At 65.5% G+C, this 14,158-nt stretch carries 15 protein-coding genes; 5 read left to right on the plus strand and 10 right to left on the minus strand.

Annotated features, from left to right (window positions below):
- Positions 1-142 precede the first annotated feature (142 nt).
- A complete protein-coding gene (locus tag AWB67_RS01045) occupies positions 143-349 on the plus strand; it encodes a hypothetical protein (RefSeq protein ID WP_087654370.1) in 207 nt (68 codons plus the stop codon).
- Here the strand turns inward: AWB67_RS01045 and AWB67_RS01050 are convergent.
- Positions 346-5,187, minus strand: coding sequence for an NAD-glutamate dehydrogenase (locus AWB67_RS01050; RefSeq protein ID WP_087654371.1), 4,842 nt, complete (start codon positions 5,185-5,187; stop codon positions 346-348). The two genes, AWB67_RS01045 and AWB67_RS01050, sit on opposite strands and share 4 nt — an antisense overlap.
- A 124-nt stretch (positions 5,188-5,311) precedes the next feature.
- Here AWB67_RS01050 and AWB67_RS01055 point away from each other — a divergent pair, with 124 nt between their 5' ends.
- On the plus strand, positions 5,312-5,731 hold the full coding sequence (locus AWB67_RS01055) for a cupin domain-containing protein (protein WP_087654372.1): 420 nt from the start codon (positions 5,312-5,314) through the stop codon (positions 5,729-5,731).
- A gap of 6 nt (positions 5,732-5,737) precedes the next feature.
- Here AWB67_RS01055 and AWB67_RS01060 read toward each other — a convergent pair whose 3' ends face one another.
- Together AWB67_RS01060 and AWB67_RS01065 are read right to left on the minus strand one after the other, a co-directional pair.
- Positions 5,738-6,232, minus strand: coding sequence for an LEA/WHy family protein (locus AWB67_RS01060; protein WP_087654373.1), 495 nt, complete (start codon positions 6,230-6,232; stop codon positions 5,738-5,740).
- Between the two features lie 39 nt (positions 6,233-6,271).
- Entirely contained in the window at positions 6,272-6,793 is a 522-nt protein-coding gene (locus AWB67_RS01065) for a metal-dependent hydrolase (RefSeq protein ID WP_087654374.1), read from the minus strand.
- Between the two features lie 140 nt (positions 6,794-6,933).
- Between AWB67_RS01065 and AWB67_RS01070 the strand changes: the two genes are divergently transcribed.
- Entirely contained in the window at positions 6,934-7,443 is a 510-nt protein-coding gene (locus AWB67_RS01070) for a M48 metallopeptidase family protein (protein ID WP_087654375.1), read from the plus strand.
- A 6-nt stretch (positions 7,444-7,449) separates the two neighbouring features.
- Here AWB67_RS01070 and AWB67_RS01075 read toward each other — a convergent pair whose 3' ends face one another.
- The 3 genes from AWB67_RS01075 to AWB67_RS01085 form a co-directional block, all read right to left on the minus strand.
- The gene (locus tag AWB67_RS01075; RefSeq protein ID WP_087654376.1) at positions 7,450-7,917 is read right to left on the minus strand and encodes a DUF4126 family protein; all 468 of its coding nucleotides are present in this window, start codon (positions 7,915-7,917) and stop codon (positions 7,450-7,452) included.
- A gap of 19 nt (positions 7,918-7,936) precedes the next feature.
- The gene (locus AWB67_RS01080) at positions 7,937-9,931 is read right to left on the minus strand and encodes a PAS domain-containing hybrid sensor histidine kinase/response regulator (protein ID WP_087654524.1); all 1,995 of its coding nucleotides are present in this window, start codon (positions 9,929-9,931) and stop codon (positions 7,937-7,939) included.
- 64 nt (positions 9,932-9,995) lie between these two features.
- The gene (locus tag AWB67_RS01085; RefSeq protein WP_087654377.1) at positions 9,996-10,433 is read right to left on the minus strand and encodes a DUF3293 domain-containing protein; all 438 of its coding nucleotides are present in this window, start codon (positions 10,431-10,433) and stop codon (positions 9,996-9,998) included.
- A 141-nt stretch (positions 10,434-10,574) separates the two neighbouring features.
- Between AWB67_RS01085 and AWB67_RS01090 the strand changes: the two genes are divergently transcribed.
- A complete protein-coding gene (locus tag AWB67_RS01090) occupies positions 10,575-10,778 on the plus strand; it encodes a DUF1059 domain-containing protein (RefSeq protein WP_087654525.1) in 204 nt (67 codons plus the stop codon).
- Positions 10,779-10,790: 12 nt separating this feature from the next.
- Here the strand turns inward: AWB67_RS01090 and AWB67_RS01095 are convergent, their stop codons facing one another.
- Entirely contained in the window at positions 10,791-11,648 is an 858-nt protein-coding gene (locus AWB67_RS01095) for a GNAT family N-acetyltransferase (RefSeq protein WP_235024992.1), read from the minus strand.
- A 79-nt stretch (positions 11,649-11,727) separates the two neighbouring features.
- Positions 11,728-11,964: a hypothetical protein gene (locus tag AWB67_RS01100; protein WP_087654378.1), complete on the minus strand. Its 237-nt coding sequence runs from the start codon at positions 11,962-11,964 to the stop codon at positions 11,728-11,730.
- Between the two features lie 298 nt (positions 11,965-12,262).
- Here AWB67_RS01100 and AWB67_RS01105 point away from each other — a divergent pair, with 298 nt between their 5' ends.
- Complete coding sequence (locus tag AWB67_RS01105; RefSeq protein ID WP_087654379.1) at positions 12,263-12,502, plus strand: DUF4148 domain-containing protein; 240 nt, start codon at positions 12,263-12,265, stop codon at positions 12,500-12,502.
- A 10-nt stretch (positions 12,503-12,512) separates the two neighbouring features.
- Here the strand turns inward: AWB67_RS01105 and AWB67_RS01110 are convergent, their stop codons facing one another.
- Positions 12,513-13,694 carry an acyl-CoA dehydrogenase family protein gene (locus AWB67_RS01110; RefSeq protein WP_087654527.1) on the minus strand — a complete coding sequence of 394 codons (1,182 nt, stop codon included), beginning with the start codon at positions 13,692-13,694 and terminating at the stop codon, positions 12,513-12,515.
- 84 nt (positions 13,695-13,778) lie between these two features.
- Positions 13,779-14,156, minus strand: coding sequence for a nucleotide pyrophosphohydrolase (locus AWB67_RS01115; protein ID WP_087654380.1), 378 nt, complete (start codon positions 14,154-14,156; stop codon positions 13,779-13,781).
- Between the last annotated feature and the right edge of the window lie 2 nt (positions 14,157-14,158).

Genomic DNA, 14,158 nt, shown 5'->3' on the forward strand with positions numbered 1-14,158 from the left:
GCATCTATGTGCGGAAGCGCGAATGGAGCGTTTCATGCGGCCATCGTGCAGTAAATGCTCGCTGAAAAGCACGGCGTGCAGCCCGGGCACGCGTCGTGCGCCTAGATCGACTTCCTTTCATCACACGAGCGAGAGCGAAGCCATGAAAAACCCGTGGACCAAGAAGAATCCGTTTATGAGCATGTGGCTGAGCGGCGCGAACGCCGTCGCGGGATCGGTGCGTGGGCATGCGACCGCCGCCGTGAAACGCGAGAGCGCGACGGCGGTGCGCAAGGGCAACAAGCAAGTCGTCGATTTCTGGACGAGCGCGCTCACGCCGCCGAAAGCGACGAAGCGGAAGAAGCGTTAAGCCCGCTCCAGAACCGCCATCTCCCGCACGACGACGAGCAGCATCGAAAGGCTCGCGCCGCCTGTCGCGCGCAGTTCGGTGACTAGCCGCGCATAGCGTTCCAGCGCGTCAACCCGCTTGGCGCGCCAGCTTTCGACTATCACCTCTGCCGATTCAATCCCGCGCGACTCTTCGAGCGCGCTCACGGTCAGCGCGCGCTTCAGCCGTGCAAGTTCTTCGAGCGCCGCCGCGCGCGCGAGCAAGTCCCAATGATTCGCGGCAGGCAGCGACATCGCGCGCTCGGCGATCCAGCCGTAGTTGAGCAGCGTGCCGATCGCGAAGTACACGCTCGCGACCACTTCCAGCGGCCGGTCGCAATTCGCCGCGACTTCGGCGCTGTCAAGCACGGCCGTCGATATCTCGCCGCTCGCGACGCGCGCCGCAAGCGAACCTTCGACACCCGCATCCTCCAGTTCGCGCCGCCGCTCGTACCACGACTCCAGATCGGCGGCGGGCAACAGCGCCGGCAACTGCGGCGCAAGCCGCTGCGCCGCCTCGCGGCAGCGCGTGAGCAGCGCCGACGCACCGTTCGTGCGTTGCTTGAGATGACGCAGGAACCACAGCGTCGCGCCTTCCAGCAGCCGCACGACTTCGACGAACATCCGCGCCTGCACTTCATCGGCGACGAGGTTGTCGAGGCCATCGACGTGCTTCCACAGGTCGTCGAGATCGAAGACATCGCGCGCCATCAGCGCCGCGCGCACGATCTCGCTCGGGCGCGCATCGGTCTCCTCGACAAGCCGATTCACGAACGTGCAGCCGACGCGATTCACGAACACATTCGTCAGATGCGTCGCGAGGATTTCGCGCTTGAGCGGATGCCGCTGCATCGGTTCGCTGTAGCGGCGTTGCAGTGGCGTCGGGAAATATTCGAGCAGCATGCCCGCGACGAGCGGATCTTCCGGCACGTCCGAGTCGAGCAGTTCGTCGTAGAGCCACATCTTGCTGTACGCGAGCAGCACGGCCCGCTCCGGCGACGTAAGCCCCTGCTTCGCCGCCTGCCGCTCGGTGATTTCGTCGTCCGACGGAAGGAATTCGATCTTGCGCTTCAGCCGCCCCGCGCGTTCCAGCGCGCGCATCAGCCGCGCCTCGGGATCGAGCATCTCGGCGACGTAGCGCTTCGCTATCGACAGCGCCTGCGTCTGGTAGTAGTTGTCCTTCAGCACGAGCAGCCCGACCTCGTCGGTCATCTCGGCGAGCAGCTTGTTGCGCTGCTTCTCGGTCATCTCGCCATCGCTCACGACGAGCCCGAGCAAGATCTTGATGTTGACCTCGTGATCCGAACAATCGACGCCCGCCGAATTGTCGATCGCATCGGTATTCATGCGCCCGCCGCTCTGCGCGAACTCGATGCGTCCCAATTGCGTGAAGCCGAGGTTGCCGCCCTCGGCCACGACCTTGCAATGCAGCTCCGCGCCGTTCACGCGCACGCCGTCGTTGGTGCGGTCGCCGACTTGCGCGTGCGTTTCGTGCGCCGACTTCACGTACGTCCCGACGCCGCCGTTATAGAGCAGATCGACATCGGCGACGAGAATCGCGCGGATCAGCTCCGTCGGCGCGAGCGTGGCCACCGAGATGCCGAGCGCGTGCTGCACTTCCGCCGAAATCGCGATGGTCTTCGCCGTGCGTGGAAACACGCCGCCGCCTTTGGAGATCAGCGACGCGTCGTAATCGGCCCAGCTCGAACGCGGCAGCGCGAAGAGGCGTTCGCGTTCGCGGAAACTCGCTTCGGTATCGGGATGCGGATCGAGGAAGATGTGCCGGTGGTCGAACGCGGCGATCAGCCGAATGTGTCGCGACAGCAACATGCCGTTGCCGAACACGTCGCCCGACATATCGCCGACGCCGACCACGGTGAAGTCCGTCGTCTGCGTATCGACGCCCATCTCGCGGAAGTGCCGCTTGACCGATTCCCACGCGCCGCGTGCGGTGATGCCCATCTTCTTGTGGTCGTAGCCGACCGAGCCGCCGGACGCGAACGCGTCGTCGAGCCAGAAGCCGTACTCGCGCGCAATAGCGTTCGCATAGTCGGAGAACGTGGCCGTGCCCTTGTCGGCCGCGACGACGAGATACGGGTCGTCGTCATCGTGGCGCACGACGTCGGCGGGCGGCTCGATGTGGTCCGACACGCGGTTGTCGGTCACGTCGAGCAGGCCGCGCAGAAACATCTGATAGCACGCGATGCCTTCCGCCATGAACGCCTCGCGATCGCTCGCGGGTGGCGGATTCTTCACGACGAAGCCGCCCTTCGATCCGACCGGCACGATCACCACGTTCTTCACCATCTGCGCCTTCATCAGGCCGAGCACTTCGGTGCGGAAGTCCTCGCGACGGTCCGACCAGCGCAGCCCGCCGCGCGCGACACGCCCTCCGCGCAGATGCACGCCTTCGACGCGCGGCGCATAGACCCAGATCTCGAACATCGGTTTGGGCTCGGGCAGTCCCGGCACCTTCGACGGATCGAACTTGAACGACAGATACGCACGCGGCTTGCCGTCGGCCTCCTTGCGGAAGTGGTTCGTGCGCACCGTCGCGTTGATCACGCCGAGGAACTGCCGCAGGATGCGGTCTTCGTCGAGATTGGGCACCTTGTCGAGCGCCGCTTCGATCTCGCCGAGTACGCGTTCGGCCTGCTTGTCGCGCGTCTCGCCGTTGCGCGCGGGGTCGAAGCGCACGAGGAAGAGTTCGAGCAGCTTGCGCGCGATTGCCGGGTTGCCCGTCAGCGCGCGTTCGATATATGCATCGCTGAACGTGGAGCCGACCTGCCGCAAATACTTCGCGTACGCGCGCATGATCGTGACGTCGCGCGCGCCGAGTTGCGCGCGCAGCACGAGGCGGTTGAAGTCGTCGTTCTCGACTTCGCCCGTCCACACGCACGCGAACGCGTTCTCGAAGAGCGCCTTCACGCGATCGATCTCGAACTCGACGTCGTCAGCCAGTTCGAGGCCGAAGTCGTGAATCCACGCGTGTGGCGCACCGGTAGGCTCGATACGGTACGGCCGCTCTTCATCGACACGCACGCCCAGATGCTCCAGCATCGGCAAGCTGTGCGACAGCGCGATCGGCTCGCCCACGCGATACACCTTGAAGCGAAACGCGCGGCGCCCCGCTTCGATCGGACGATAGAGGCTCATTGCGAGGCCGCTCGCCTTCTGCTGCGTCTCCTCGATCAGTTCGATATCGCGCACGGCGGTACGCGCCGGATAGTCCTCGCGATAACCGGCGGGGAACGAATCGGCGTAGCGCTGCAGCAGACGGTTGCCGACTTCCTCGCCGTAGCTGTCGATCAGCGCATCGGCGAGATCGTCCTGCCAGCGGCGCGCGACCTGCACGATGCGCGCTTCAAGCTCGCGCGTATCGACCTCGGGCATCGTGCCCTTCGCCGCGCGCACCGTGATGTGGATGCGCGCGAGCGGCGATTCGGAAAGCAGCGGCGTGAACTCGATGCTCTTGCCGTTGAACGCCTCCATCAGCACCTTCGAAATGCGCCGCCGCAGGTCCGTGTTGAACTTGTCGCGCGGGACGAACACGAGGCACGACACGAAGCGGTCGAAGCGGTCGCGCCGCACGAAAAGCCGCGTGCGCTGATGCTCCTGCAGACGCAGCACGCCGAGCGCAATGTCGAAGAGCGCGTTCTCGTCGGCCTGGAAAAGTTCGTCGCGCGGATACTGTTCGAGCACCGAGATCAGCGACTTGTGCAGATGCCCTTTCGCGAGAAAGCCCGCGCGCCTCACGATGTTCGCGCACTTGCGCCGCACGATCGGAATCTCGGAAGTGGGCACGAGATACGCGGTCGACGTGTAGAGGCCGAGGAAGCGCCGCTCGCCGACGACCTTGCCGTCCGCGCCCACGCGCTTCACGCCGACGTAATCCAGGTACCCCGGCCGATGCACCGTCGCGCGCGAGTTCGCCTTCGTCAGGAAGATCGGGTCCGCGCCTTCGATGATCGACGCCGCGGCCGGCGGCAAGAGCGTGATGTCGTCGGCGGTGGGCGGGCGCAGCGTCTCGCGCAGGATGCCCGCGCCCGAGCCCGGCACGCCGCGCAGCGCGAAGACGCCGTCCTGCGTCACGAGTTCGTAGTCTCGATGGCCGAGGAACGTGAAGTGATCCGCGACCATCCATTCGAGGAACGCGCGCGATTCGATGCCGTCGGGCGTCGTGTCGCGCGCTTTCAGGTCGACGATGGTGGCGCGCGCCACGTCGATGATCTTCGGCCAGTCTTCCACCGCCGCGCGCACGTCGCCGAGCACGCGCGCGATATTCACGCGCAGTTCGTCGAGCTTCGACGCTTCGCCGCAGCGGTCCACCTCGAAATGTATGAAGGATTCGAGCGACGAAGATTGAGTCTCGCCCGCATCGGCATGGCCGAGCCCAATGCGCTCGATCGCGCCGGGCTTCGCGCGCCACACGCGAAACACCGGATGAATCGCGGAATGCAGCGCGAGGCCGAGGCGGTTGAGCTCCATCGTCACGGAATCGACGAGGAACGGCATGTCGTCGTTGACGATCTCGACCACCGTATGGTCCGAATGCCAGCCGTGCTGCTCCAGATTCGGGTTGTAGACGCGCAGCACCTCGCGTCCCGTCACGAATTTCTGCGCGGTCTGCCAGTGCGCCATGGCGGCGCCGTACAGATCGGCGGGATCGCGGCTTTGAATGTCCTCGACATCCACCTGTTCGTAGTAGCCGCGCAGGAATGGCTCGATGACGTTGAACGTGGGCTCAGGCAGACGCCCGCGTGCAAACTCGACGACTTCGTTGAGCAGATGCTCGACGCGCTCTTCGTTCTTGACCAGCATGGTGTCCTCCGGCTCGCCATCATGGCGCGCTCGCCCCACTTTGGGGATTATGCGCCAGCGTTTGTGACATCGCGCGGAACATGCGGCGTAGAATTTTCCCTGACGCCTTCTTTCAGGAACGCCCATGCACACCATTGCAGACGAGGCTGAGAAGCCCTTGCTCGTCACCGTGCGGCCGGACCGCGAAATCGCGACGCGCCAGCGCCTGCCCTATTTCGTGGGCATCTCGGAAGCGACCGCGGGCGCGCGGGGGTTGTCGATGCATCTGGTCGTCGTGCCGCCCGGCGGACATGCCGAGCCGCACGTGCATCGCGGCTATGAGACGGGCATCTATGTGCTGGAAGTAAGAGTCGAGACGCGCTATGGACCCGGCTTGCGCGAGTCCGTGATCAACGAGGCGGGCGATTTTCTGTTCATCCCGCCGGGCGTTCCGCATCAGCCGTTCAACCTCAGCGACACGGAACCCGCGCGGGCGATCGTCGCGCGCAACGACGCGAACGAGCAGGAACGCGTCGAGCCGTACGATCCGGCCGTCGACGCGTGAACGGGTTTATTCGTCGAGGCCGCCCGCGGTCGGCAGCGTGAGCGTGCCCTTGTCGGTAAAACGCGTGCCGCCGAACGGACCGCCCGCAAGCCGGCCGCGCAACGCGTACGGGAGGTTGTCGAGCTGCGAGCTGCCGGCAAAACCCAGCGCCTGGCGCGCCGCCGTGAACGCCGACACCGTCACCGGAACGCTCAGCACCGCTTCGCCGAAGCGCGGCACGGTGCCTTTCTGGTCGCTTACGCCGGAGGCGAACGGCCGGCCGTTGAGGTCGAGATCTAGCGAGACGCCGTCGTAGACGATCGGCGCATCGTTGGGATTCTGCACGCGCAGCTTCACGGCAAAGCGCATTTCGAGCCCCTGGCCTTCGAGCGGTTCGATACCGACCACGTTCACCCGCATCTCCTCGCGATTGAACATGCCGGCGCAGCCGCCGAGCGCGAAGAGCGCAGTTATCGCGAGAACGAAGAGCCGAAGAAAACGCGCGGCGGTAAGTGATTGCATGGCCTGTGGACCCCGAAATGAATTGAGCGGGCTATTGTACTAATGAGGGAGGAGCCGGATCGCGTCGAACAGCCGCGCGCCGAACGCGCCGTGCAGCCAGACGTGATCGACCATGAAGAACGCGCCTGTCCACGCCGCGCCGACGACCAGCAGATCGCAGTGGCCGCTCGTCCACCAGTTGAGCGAATGGCGCCGGGCGATCCACGGCACGCCGAGCGGATTTGGCCAGTCGGCGAGCAGATGCATCAGGCCGCCGCACGCGAAGCCGAACGAAAGCGCGGCGAGCGGATGCACGCCGACGAAACGATACGACGCGACGAGGAGCGCGATCCACGCCACGCCCCAGTGCGTCACGGTACGATGGGTGATCCAGAGCCGTCGGGCGCGCGACCACCACGCGACTTCGAGCCAGTCTGGCGCGGTGCCGCCGAGCACGCCGGCGGCGAGACTGAGCGCGCTGAAAAGCTGATACGGGCCGGCGCCGCCCGTCTTGCTGACGAGCGCCGCCGCGATGACGCCGGCGGCCCAGCCGGTGGCGTGATGCGCCTTGTTCGAAGCCATGATGTCGATGCCGCAGGGAGGACGATGAGATCGGTCGCGCATCTTGGCACAAGCGGCGCGCCGTGCACACGCCGCATACACAAACTTACGCGAACGCTCGCAGTCGTTACAATCGACTCAACCATGCAAACGCAACCGTCATGCAACAACAACTGAAATACCTGAGCGCCTACTCGGCCACGCTGCAGGCCAAGGTTCATCGGCTGATCGCCGAAGGGCGGCTCGGCGGCTATCTCGACGCGCGCTATCCGAATCGGCACGCCGTGCAGTCGGACCGGGCGCTCTATCTCTATTGCTGCGAGCTGAAGCAGGAGTTCCTGCGCGTCGCGCCCGCCATCGACAAGGTCGTCTACGACAGCAAGCTCGACGTGCTGCGGCACGCGCTCGGCCTGCACACGGCGATTTCGCGCGTGCAGGGCGGCAAGCTCAAGGCGAAGAAGGAGATCCGGATCGCATCGCTCTTCAAGGACACGGCGCCGGAGTTTCTGAAGATGATCGTCGTGCATGAACTCGCGCATCTGAAGGAAGGCGATCACAACAAGGCGTTCTATCGCCTCTGCGAATTCATGCAGCCGGGCTACCATCAGATCGAATTCGACCTGCGGCTTTATCTGACGCACCGCGATTTGAGCCGCATCAAGGCGGCCTGAAAACCGCTATCGCGCGATAGAAAGCACCAGCATCGCCGCGCCGCCGATCGCGACGACATCTTCGATCAGCGCCGCCGGCAAGTCCCGTCCGAACGACTGCGCGAGCGCCGCGCGCGCCTTCGCGCCGCCGAGCGTCCCGATGAACGCGCCCACGATACCCGCCACCAATCCGCCGATCCACACGCCCGAAGGCATACCGAGCGCCGCGCCACACAACGCGCCGACCACGATGCGCGTGCCGAACTGCACGGGCACCTTGCGGCTCGGCGTGCTGGGCAATTGATCGGTGACGAGTTCGAGAAGCGCGAGCACCGTGATGATCCACGGCGTCGCGGCATAGCCGAGGAAAGCGAGCGGCGTGCCCTGCAGCGGCAGCCAGCCGAGATGCGCGGCCCAGCTCACGGCGGCGGGCGCGGTCATCGCCCGGAGGCCCGCGACGACACCCATCAGCAACGCGATCACGTAGACGGACACGGGCACCTCTCGAAGAAGGTCAGGCCACCGGCCAGGAGGCATCGCCCGCGTGGTGACGGCGTTTCGCGCGCGCGAGCAGGTCGTCGAGCAGCGCCATCTCGACCGGCTTCACGAGATGCGCATCGAAGCCGGCCAGCATGGAACGCTCGCGATCCTGATTCTGCCCGAAGCCCGTCATCGCCGCAGTCATCGTGTGGACGACCAACGGGTGCTCACGCAGCGCGTGGAGCACGGCGAAGCCGTCCATGTCCGGCATCGCGAGATCGATGAGCACGAGGTGCGGCACGAACTCGCGCGCGAGCGCGACACCTTGCGCGCCGCCGTACGCGGCCCGCGCCTCGTGTCCCATCATGCCGATCAGCATCGCGAGGCTGTCGGCGGAATCGCGGTTGTCGTCGATCACGAGGATGCGCAGCGCGCCCGCCGAGATGTCCATCGCCGGCCGCGTGCGTTGCGGCCCGCCGTTGCCCGTGCGATGCCGCGCGCGCGGCAGGCGCACGGTGAACGTGCTGCCCTTGCCGCGCCCATCGCTTGCCGCCGTGATCACGCCGCCGTGCAATTCGACCAGCGACCGGCACAGCGTCAGGCCGATGCCGAGGCCGTTGTGCGTCGGATCGAGCAGCCGGTCTTCCTGCGCGAAAAGCGTGAAGACGGTTTCGAGCGCGTCCGGCGCGATGCCGCGGCCGTGGTCGCTCACGCGCATCACGACGTTGCGCGCCTCGCTTTCGATCCGCACCGCGATGCGCGCGCCCAACGGCGAAAACTTCGACGCATTGTTCAGCAGATTCTGCAGCACCTGCACGAGCCGCACGAAATCACCCTCGACGATCACCGGCTGCTCGGGCATGTCGATATCGATGCCCTGCTCGCGCTGGTCCGCGAGCGGCCGCACCGCCTCGACGCTGTGCGCGACGACCGCCGCCATGTCGATCGGCGCGGTGCGCAGTTCGATCTTGCCGGTGGTAATGCGGCCCATGTCGAGCAGATCGTCGACCAGGCGCGCGAGTTGACTCGTCTGCCGGTCGATCATGTCGCGGCACGAGGCGAGCTTCGGCGACACCGGTTCGAGCTGCATCACGCCGACCGCGTTGCGCAGCGGCGCAAGCGGATTGCGCAGTTCGTGCGCGAGCGTCGCGAGGAATTCGCTGACGTGCTGGCTCGAGCGCTCCAGTTCTTCCAGGCGCTTGCGCTCGCTCAGGTCGCGCGTGACTTTCGCGTATCCGCGCAGCAGGCCGGTCGAATCGTGCACGGCGGTGATGACGACGTTGGCCCAGAACATCGAGCCGTCCTTGCGCACGCGCCAGCCTTCGTCCTCGACGCGCCCGAAACGCTGCGCCATCGCGAGTTCGTAGGCGGGCTTGCCGGCGGCGTTGTCCTCCGGTCGATAGAACACCGAGAAGTGCTGCCCGATGATCTCGGCCGGCCGGTAACCCTTGATTTCTATCGCGCCCGTGTTCCAGCTCGCGACGCGGCCATCGGGGTCGAGCATGAAGATCGCGTAATCCTTCACCGATTCGACCAGCAGACGAAAGCGCTCCTCGCTCTGGCGCAGGCGTTCTTCTTCCTGGCGGCGCGCGGTCAGGTCGCGCGTGAGCTTCGCGAAGCCGATCGGCACGCCCGACGGATCGCGCAACGCCGTGATCACCACGTTGGCCCAGAAGAGCGTGCCATCCTTGCGCACCCGCCAGCCTTCGTCCTCGAAGCGGCCGTGGGCGCGCGCCTCGCGCAGTTCATGGTCCGGCCAGCCGCGCGCGAGCGCCTCCTGCGGATAGAAGCGCGAGAAATGCTCGCCGATGATCTCGTCCGCCGCGTAGCCCTTGATCCTGCGGGCGCCGGCGTTCCACGTGCGCACCCGCCCTTCCGGGCTGAGCAGGAAGATTGCGCAGTCCTCGATTTCCTGAACGAGCGTGCGATAAAGCGACACCTCCACGTCGGTGCTACGTGGCGTGCCGGAGCCGGCCGGATCGGGGCTGTCGGGGACGTCGTCGCTTGCGGCGGGAGTCGGTCGATTCATGGATGTTGTATTTTTGTAGATGCTTCGGACTTCGTCGAGCATACACCGATCGCCGCGCGTTTCATTAGCCCGGGCTCGGCGTATCGCGCAGTTGCGGATGAAGGAGCAGCCTCACGGTGCCTTTACGGTCGATGACAACCACCGCGTTCTGCTCGAATTCTCGCATCAGGTCGTCGGCTTTAGCAGAGGTTGCACCGAGGGCGAGCAGGCTGGTTTCAGCGGGCCAGGCGCCCGTTGGATCGATACCGGCGCCTTCGATGGTCGCCAGCTTCAGACCGTCAAGATACTCTGCGAGCTTGTGCTGACGCGCGGCGTTCTGCTCGTCGCTCAGGCGGCGGCTGAGCGGATTGAACGCCGTGACGAATACCGCCGATTCCACGCGATGCAACGCCAGCAGCGCAGCCACGGCCGCGTTCGTTTCGCCGATACATACGTCGATCGCGGGTTGCGTGTGGATGCGGTAGAGCGTAGTCATGTACGCCGCAAGGGTTTCGTGGTTCATCTGGCTCAGCGCATTTCGCCACCTATACTTTTATTGCGTTTCGATGCGAAACGCACTGGCATCGCATGGCTTTTCCGCATATTTCCGGGCCCGCACAGCGATGCATGCGAGCCGACGCTTGTCCAATATGAGGAGCACGTCATGACGCGCAAGTACATCGATTGCCGCGAGGTGCCGAGCGACAACAACTGCTCGGTCGCCCTTTCGGCGGATTCCGAAGACGAATTGCTCGAAGCGGCGGTACAGCACGCGGTGTCGGTCCATCAGCATGCCGATTCGCCGGAACTGCGCTCGCAACTGAAAAGCTTTTTCCATGACGGGACGCCGCCTGTCGAACGCGGCTGATATCAGCGGACATCATCCCAGTTCGAACGACGTCACGCCGAACACGCGATCGACCGGGATCGCGGGCGGCGACTTCGTGTACATACGCGCGGTCTCGAAGACGCTCGTCATGCCGTGGCGCGCGGCCAGCGCCATCGCGTGGCCGTTGGGTTCGGGGACGTCGAGGAACACCGCCTCGCCGGGCGCACGCGCGGCGAGCGCGCGATAAAGATCGTCGGCGATGTTGGCGTCGTCGGCGAAGAGCGGGCCGATCTTGTAGCCGCTGCGGCATGCCCGCAGCACTCCGTAGCCGCGCACGCGGCCGCCTTCGAGCGCGACGAAGGCGGCGCCTTCGGGTTGATCGAGCCATTGCGTCAGGAATTGCGGCCGGGCGGCGGAAAACAACTGCCCGTCGTAATCAACGATCTGCTGAAACGGCACCGTCGATGCCTCGACGACGCCCGCCACCCCATGCGCCTTCCCGACGCCCTGAAACCGCACGTTGCGATACGCGAGCTGAAATCCCGAGCGCCGGTAGTTCGCCTGCTGGCTGACGACGCCATCGAGCCCGATATTGCGATCGCCGAGATACGCGATGCCCGCTTGCCACAGACGCAGGCCGAAGCCGCGTCCGCGAAAGGCGGGCGCCACGATATAGAGTCCGATGAAGCCGAGCGCATCGCCGTAAGCGACGGCCGAAATGCATCCGGCGGGCTCGCCGTCGTATTCGCCGATGAAAAAGCCGTCGGGATCGGCGGCGTGGAAACACTGCGCGTCGTGCAGGCCGGGGTTCCACCCTTCGGCGGCGGCCCATTCGAGCGCCAGATCGACTTCGCCGCGCGCCATGCGGCGCACCGTGTAGCCGGTCGCGTTATCGGAGGAGGGATTCATGCCGTGCACCTCGGCGGGTCGTTCTGCGATGCATGAAGTGTCGCGCGATTGATGCCGCGGCGGCAACTTAGTAGATGGCCTAGACGCTGCTGCGGCTCGGCTCTGCGCGACGCGAAGCCTGCGATTTCCATTCGCCCTCGCGCATCGCGCGCTCGCCGTCCTCGCGTGCTTCTTCCTCGGAACCGAATCCGTCGTCGCTGAACGCGACGACCTTCACTCCGATGCCCGTTGGCCTATCGATGGTAATGCCCCAGTGCCACTCGCCATCCTGTTCGAAGACGTGCAGCGTGGGGTCCGACGACTTGACAGCGTCCATGTTCGACTCCTTGCGGCAAGAACTGCGTGGCGTGCCAGTGCGCCATTGTCTGCATTGCGTGGGCGGACAAGCGGCGCACATCGAAAAGCCACGCGAACCCACCCAGCCGACACAGCATACGCGGCCGATTGTTGCGTCGCAACAAAGTAATCCCGAGGCGTGGTACTAATCGTACGGCCGGGCTTTTTGTCCGGTTTTGTCTATGGTCGGTAGAAATGGAGGCTCGCTCGCCGAGGCGCTTCGGGCGGGCGTCTCCTAGAATGGAAAGGCCGTTTGGTCACGGTTCTAGAGGCTCCCCATGAAAACCCTACTTGTCACGCTAGTCGGTGCGATTTTCAGCGTATCGGCCCTCGCGCAGCAGCCTGCGCGCAACAGCGACCCATCGGCGCCGAAAACGCGCGCCGAGGTCAAGGCCGACCTGAAAGCGTGGCTTGCGGCCGGCTATGATCCCAACAATTGGTGGGAATATCCGATGAACGCGCAGCGCGCCGGACGCATCGTCGCCGCGCAGCGGGCGCAGGGCGTTCAGCCGCAATAAACGCCCGACTTCAGCCTTTCTCTGCGCGCGGCTTGTTCCCGCGCAGGATGCGCCGCGCGATGCTCCAGCGGTGCACTTCCGACGGGCCGTCGTAGATGCGAAACGCGCGCATGTCCGCGAAGATCCGCGCGACGATGGTCTCGTGCGTCACGCCCTGCCCGCCCAGCACCTGCACCGATCGGTCGACGATGCGCCACAGTGCCTCCGAGGAGATCACCTTCGCGATGCTCGATTCGTGCTTGCCGAGCACGCCCTGATCCAGCACCCAGGCGCAATGCCAGATCGCGAGGCGCGTGACGTGCAGGTCCATTTCGTTGTCGGCGAGCATGAAGCCGACGCCTTCGTGCTCGCCTAACGCCTTGCCGAACGCCTGGCGCTCGCGCGCATACGCCGATGCCACGTCGTGCGACCGCCGCGCCGCGCCGAGCCAGCGCATGCAGTGCGTGAGGCGCGCGGGCGAGAGACGCACCTGTGCGTATCGAAAGCCCTCGCCTGCTTCGCCTAGCACGTTCTCCGCGGGCACGCGCAGGCCGTCGAAGCGCACGACCGCGTGGCCGCCCGGAAAACATGTGTCTAGCGAATCCATCAGCCGCTCGATCACGATGCCGGGGCTATTCATATCGGCGAGGAACATCGTCGCGGGGCCGTCGGCGAGCTTCGCCATGATGATCGCGACGCCCGCGCCCTCGGCGCCCGTGATGAACCACTTGCGGCCGTCTATGACGTAGTCGTCGCCATCGCGCGTGGCGATTGTTTGCAGCATTCCGGGGTCCGCGCCGGCGCCAGGCGGCGGCTCCGTCATGCAAAAGCACGAGCGAATCTCGCCGGCCGCGAGCGGGCGCAGCCAGCGCTCCTTCTGCGCGGGCGTCGCGATGGCTTCGAGCAGATGCATGTTGCCCTCGTCGGGCGCGGCGATGTTGAGCGCGACCGGGCCGAGCGGCGAATAGCCCGCTTCCTCGAAGAAGATCGCCTTCGCGACGTGCCCGAGGCCCAGCCCTCCAAATTCCGCCGATACATGGCTCGACAAAAGCCCCGCGCGGCGTCCTTTCGCGACGAGTTCCGCGCGCAGCTCCTCGGTCGGCCCGTGCGGCGTGCAGCGCGGATCGCGCTCAAGCGGAACGATTTCTTCCGCGATGAAAGCGCGCACGCGCGACTGCAAGGCGCTCAGTTCGGGGGAAAGCGTGAAGTCCATCGGCGATTCCTTTTGGTTGGCGCAGATCGAGCACTTTAGCGGCTCGCGCGATGAACGCGCCATCGCGTATTTCCCGGACGGCGCCTAGGCTTTGTCCTTGTATTCGCTGTATTTGCGCGAATCGCCGCGAACCTGATCGGCCGGGTATTTGCCGCGATTCAGCTCCATCTTCTCCAGCAGTGCGCGGTACAGATCGACGTCGAGCTTGTCCGCGAGCATGACGAGGTACGCGAGCACGTCGGCCATTTCGTGGCGGATCGCGCCGAGCTTCGCGGCATCGAGTTCGTCCTTCTCGCCCGATGCGAGCCACTGGAACGGTTCGAGCAGCTCGCTCGCTTCCACGCTGATCGCGGTCGCGAGATTCTTCGGCGTGTGGAAGCGCTCCCACTCGCGCTCGCGGACGAACTCGCGCACGATTTCGCGCAGTTCGTCGAATTCGCCGCGTATCGGCTGCTGTTCCATGT

The organism is Caballeronia terrestris, from assembly GCF_001544515.1.
GTDB classification, from domain to species: Bacteria; Pseudomonadota; Gammaproteobacteria; order Burkholderiales; family Burkholderiaceae; genus Caballeronia; species Caballeronia terrestris.

Coding starts and splice junctions, on each gene's coding strand:
- AWB67_RS01115 (WP_087654380.1), bottom strand. CDS start 14,156: ATGGAACAGCAGCCGATACGCGGCGAATTCGACGAACTGCGCGAAATC.
- AWB67_RS01045 (WP_087654370.1), top strand. CDS start 143: ATGAAAAACCCGTGGACCAAGAAGAATCCGTTTATGAGCATGTGGCTG.
- AWB67_RS01085 (WP_087654377.1), bottom strand. CDS start 10,433: ATGAACCACGAAACCCTTGCGGCGTACATGACTACGCTCTACCGCATC.
- AWB67_RS01095 (WP_235024992.1), bottom strand. CDS start 11,648: ATGAATCCCTCCTCCGATAACGCGACCGGCTACACGGTGCGCCGCATG.
- AWB67_RS01055 (WP_087654372.1), top strand. CDS start 5,312: ATGCACACCATTGCAGACGAGGCTGAGAAGCCCTTGCTCGTCACCGTG.
- AWB67_RS01080 (WP_087654524.1), bottom strand. CDS start 9,931: ATGAATCGACCGACTCCCGCCGCAAGCGACGACGTCCCCGACAGCCCC.
- AWB67_RS01065 (WP_087654374.1), bottom strand. CDS start 6,793: ATGGCTTCGAACAAGGCGCATCACGCCACCGGCTGGGCCGCCGGCGTC.
- AWB67_RS01100 (WP_087654378.1), bottom strand. CDS start 11,964: ATGGACGCTGTCAAGTCGTCGGACCCCACGCTGCACGTCTTCGAACAG.
- AWB67_RS01090 (WP_087654525.1), top strand. CDS start 10,575: ATGACGCGCAAGTACATCGATTGCCGCGAGGTGCCGAGCGACAACAAC.
- AWB67_RS01070 (WP_087654375.1), top strand. CDS start 6,934: ATGCAACAACAACTGAAATACCTGAGCGCCTACTCGGCCACGCTGCAG.
- AWB67_RS01050 (WP_087654371.1), bottom strand. CDS start 5,187: ATGCTGGTCAAGAACGAAGAGCGCGTCGAGCATCTGCTCAACGAAGTC.
- AWB67_RS01110 (WP_087654527.1), bottom strand. CDS start 13,694: ATGGACTTCACGCTTTCCCCCGAACTGAGCGCCTTGCAGTCGCGCGTG.
- AWB67_RS01060 (WP_087654373.1), bottom strand. CDS start 6,232: ATGCAATCACTTACCGCCGCGCGTTTTCTTCGGCTCTTCGTTCTCGCG.
- AWB67_RS01105 (WP_087654379.1), top strand. CDS start 12,263: ATGAAAACCCTACTTGTCACGCTAGTCGGTGCGATTTTCAGCGTATCG.